This window comes from Xanthomonas sp. SHU 199 (genome assembly GCF_000364665.1).
GTDB classification, from domain to species: domain Bacteria; phylum Pseudomonadota; class Gammaproteobacteria; order Xanthomonadales; family Xanthomonadaceae; genus Xanthomonas_A; species Xanthomonas_A sontii.
Genome location: NZ_AQOI01000355.1, coordinates 1 through 4,038, shown reverse-complemented (window position 1 = coordinate 4,038; position 4,038 = coordinate 1). Strand labels below are relative to the sequence as shown.

Genomic DNA, 4,038 nt, shown 5'->3' with positions numbered 1-4,038 from the left:
GGCTGCGTTCGCTCAGGCGCAGCCACAGGGCCCCGCCGCGGTCGGCGGCGGTGACCAGCGCGGCCTGCGCGCTGCGCGCGAGCGCCCCCGGCAGGTTGCCGGGATGCAGGCCATGGGTCTCCAGGGCGGGCGGCAGCAGCGCCTGCAGACGCCGATGCAGATGACGATGACGATGCGCGACCATGTCCGGTTCTCCCCCGACGGCTCAGCGCAGCGACGCGCCGAGTTCGTACCAGTCGATCCGGCGGGTGATCCACATGATCGCGCCGAGGATGCCGAACAGCAGCAGCGAGCCCATCAGCAAGGCGTTGTCTTCCGAGGCCAGCAGGCCGTACAGCGCGCCGTACAGCACGGTGAGCATGCTGGCAAAGCCGGCCGCGCGCAGGCGGCTGCGCAAGACCCCGGACAGGTAGAAGAACTGCAATCCGATGCAGGCCACCGCCGAGACCAGATAGGCCTGCCAGAACGGGATGTGCTCGGACAGGCTGAGCAGCAGCAGGAAGAAGATCGCCAGCGCCAGGCCCACCAGCAGATACTGCAGCGGATGGATCGGCAGGCGCTTGATCAGCTCGAACAGGCCGAAGGCGACGAAGGTCAGCACCACGAACAGCAGGCCGTACTTGCTGGCGCGCTCGGCCTGGGTATACACGTCCACCGGGTCGACCAGGTCCACGCGCAAGGCGTCGAGATCCTGTCCGCCGGAGGCCAGCTGCGCCTGCGCGCCGGTCGCCAGCGACGACAGCGCCCAGCTCGCCTGGAACCCCTGCGCGGTGATGCGGCGCTCGTTGGGCAGGAAGCGGCCGCCGAACAGCGGATGCGGCCACGGCGAGTTCAGCGCGATCTGGTTGTCGTCGCCCACCGGCACGATCGACAGCGCCTGGGTGCCGTCGAGCACGAATTCCATCTGCACCTCGTGCAGGTCGGTCAGCCGGCCCTGCTGCGTATCGCGCAATGCCGGCAGCACCGCGTGCACGCCCTTGGAGATGTTGGCCAGCCCTTCCGAGCCGGGCTGCAGCGGCAGCGCGCGGCCGTCGGCGCGCAGATTCGGCGTGCCGACCAGGCCGCGCACGTCCTGCAGGCCGATCGCCAGATACGGCGTGCCGTACTGGCGGCGGTCGACAGCGGCATAGTCGAGATCGTCGAACTCGGCCTTGAGCCGCGCATGCCAGCTGTACACCTGCACCTTGAACAGGCCGATGTGGCGCTGCGCGGGCTTCAGTTCGCCTTCGACCTGCAGCCGCCGCGGCGCCTGCAGCACGTAGCCGGTCTCGATCTCGCGCTTGGTCACCCGCTTGCCGTCGGCGTCGAGTAGGGCGACCTCACGCTCCTGGGTCCACGGGATCACCCGCAGCGGGCCGAGCAGGCGCTGTTCGCCGGCCTTGCTCTGCGACACCCGCTCCACCGCCTCGTCGCGGTAATGCTGGCGGTCCTGCACGGTGCCGCGAATCATCAGCAGCGGGATCAGCAACAACAGGATCAATCCGCCGATGGTGGCGAATCGCAACAGCAGCTTCAGGGATTTCATGGCGACCTCTCGGTTGGGAGGGAGCCAGCATGCGACCGCTGCGTGGGTGGGGTTTGAGGCGAATTTGAAGTGGGTGTGAAGTGCGGGAAATGGGGAATGGGGAATGGGGATTGGAAAGCCGGCGTACTTGCGACGCGGTGTGCGCCCCCACTGTGGGAGGGACTTCAGTCCCGACGAGGGAACGCCGGCAGGCCGCCTCGGCGCGCCCGCGCACGAATCGATCCGGCTCAGGCCAGCGGCAACGCCAGGCAGGCCACCGCGCCGCCGCCGTCGCGGTTGCGCAGGCTGGCGTCGCCGCCGTGCAGGCGCGCCACCTCGCGCACGAACGGCAGGCCGAGGCCGGAGCTGCGCTGGCCGGTGGCCGGGCGCGCCAGCGAGTAGAAGCGCTCGAACACCCGCTCCAGCGCGTAGTCGGGAACGCCCGGGCCGGCGTCCTCTACCGTCAGCAGCACGCGCGCGTCGGCGCCGCGTTCGGCACGCAGCACGATGACCGCGTCCTCCGGGGAGAACGCGATGGCGTTGTCGAGCAGGTTGTGCAGCGCCTGCCGCAGCAGGTAGGGATCGCCCGACACCACCAGGGTCGGATCCGGCGCCTGCACCTGCAGCTGCAGGCCGCGCGCCTGCAGTTGCGGCGCCAGCGCTTCGGCCAGGTCCGCGCACAGCGGCGCCAGCGCCACCTGTTCGCGCCGCTGCAGCCAGCCGTGCTGTTCCACCTCGGCCAGCGCCAGCAGCTTGTCGATGGTCTCGGTGAGGCGCTGCTGCTGCTCGGCGATGTTGCGCACGAAGCGCTGCCGCTCCGGTTCCGGCAGCGGCTCCTGCAGCAGTTCCGCCGCGCCGCGGATCGCGGCCAGCGGGCTCTTCATCTCGTGGGTCAGCGACTGCACGTACTGCTCGACGTACTGCTTGCCCTCCAGCTTGCGGCGCATGGTCTCCAGCGCACGGCCGAGATCGCCGATCTCATCGCGGCGCGGCGGCGGCGGCGGCACCGGCGCACCGGCACTGACCGCCTGCGCATAGCGGTTGAGCCGGCCGATGCCGCGCAGCAGGCCCCAGGTCATCAGGATCCCGATCAGCGCGGAGATGCCGATCAGCCAGGCGCCGCGCAGCAGGATGCTGCGCTGGCTGGCGACGATGAACGGCTCGATGCTGCGGTTGGGCTGGGACAGGGTCAGCACGCCAATCAGCCGCTGCGGGTCTGCCGGATCGTAGACCGGCGCGGCCACGTGCATCACCGTGTGGTTGGGGTCGCCGTCGGCCTCGGGGCTGGAGCGGGCGCCGTACTCGCCGCGCAGGGTGCGGTACACGTCGTTCCAGCGCGAGTTGTCGCGGCCGATGTCCTGTCCGCGCGAATCGAACACCACGATACCCGCCGCATCGGTGAGGGTGACGCGGTAGTCGACGCTGTGCTTGGGAAAACGCCAGACCATCGCGCGCGGATCGCGCCGCTGCGCCGCGGCCAGGTCGCGGGCGAAACGGCCGCTGGCGATGCGCCCGTCCTTGAGATCCTGCGCGGCCATCTGCGCCAGCACGTTGGCCGCGTCCACCAGGGTCGATTCCATCGCCTGGCGCACGCCCGGCTTGACCTCGTTGACGAACACCCGCATCACGAAGAAGGCGGCCACGCCGACGATCAGGAAGAAGCCCAGGAACAGCTTCAGCCCCAGCCGCACCTCAGGCCTCCAGCGCGTAGCCGAGGCCGCGGTGGGTGCGGATCGGATCGTCGGTGGCGCCGGCCGCGCGCAGCTTGGCGCGCAGGGTCTTGATATGGGTGTCGACGGTGCGGTCGGCACTGTCGGCGCTGCTGTCCCAGCCGCGGTCCATCAGTTGCGCGCGACTGAGGATGGCGCCGGGCCGCTGCAGCAGCGCTGCCAGCAACGCATACTCGTAGCGGGTCAGGTCCAGCACCGCACCGCGCCAGCGGATGCGGCGGCCGTCGCGGTCGATGGCGAAATCGCCGTGCTGCTGCCAGCCGGCCTCGGCATTGCCGACGACCACCGCCGGGCGCCGCAACCGCGCCCGCACCCGCGCCACCAGCTCGCGCGGCGAGAACGGCTTGGCCATGTAGTCGTCGGCGCCCAGTTCCAGGCCGAGCACGCGGTCGATCTCCTCGTTGCGCGCGGTCAGGAACAGCACCGGCACCTGGCTGAAACCGCGCAGCGTGCGGCACACCTCGAACCCGCTCAGATCCGGCAGGCCCACGTCCAGCACCACCACGTCGATGCCGCCCTCGCGCAACTGCGCCAGCGCCTCGCGGCCGAGCTGGCAATGCCGCACCGCGTAGCCCTCGCTACGCAGCGCGTACAGCACGGTATCGGCGATGGCGGATTCGTCCTCGACCACGAGGACACAGGCGGCGGCAGGCGTGGACATGGCGCGCAGCATAGCCGTCGCGCGGGTGCCGCGGCAGTCCGTGCGGCCATTCCGCGGCACCGCTCGTGGATCGGCACGGAACCCGACGCGCACCCGCGGCGCGTCAGCTGTCGCTGCCGCCGCGCGCGTTGGCCGCGCCCGGC

Annotated in this window: 4 protein-coding genes; all 4 read right to left on the bottom strand. The window is 70.8% G+C overall.

Annotated features, from left to right (window positions below; translation table 11 throughout):
• The coding region (locus D183_RS24585) for a hypothetical protein (protein WP_039727367.1) at positions 1-184 on the bottom strand (184 nt) is incomplete at its 3' end.
• A 21-nt stretch (positions 185-205) separates the two neighbouring features.
• The gene (gene creD, locus D183_RS0112340; RefSeq protein WP_017909266.1) at positions 206-1,525 is read right to left on the bottom strand and encodes a cell envelope integrity protein CreD; all 1,320 of its coding nucleotides are present in this window, start codon (positions 1,523-1,525) and stop codon (positions 206-208) included.
• A gap of 227 nt (positions 1,526-1,752) precedes the next feature.
• Complete coding sequence (creC, locus tag D183_RS0112335) at positions 1,753-3,195, bottom strand: two-component system sensor histidine kinase CreC (protein WP_017909265.1); 1,443 nt, start codon at positions 3,193-3,195, stop codon at positions 1,753-1,755.
• Between the two features lies 1 nt (position 3,196).
• Positions 3,197-3,907, bottom strand: a complete 711-nt coding sequence (creB, locus tag D183_RS0112330) for a two-component system response regulator CreB (RefSeq protein WP_017909264.1) — start codon at positions 3,905-3,907, stop codon at positions 3,197-3,199.
• Positions 3,908-4,038 lie beyond the last annotated feature (131 nt).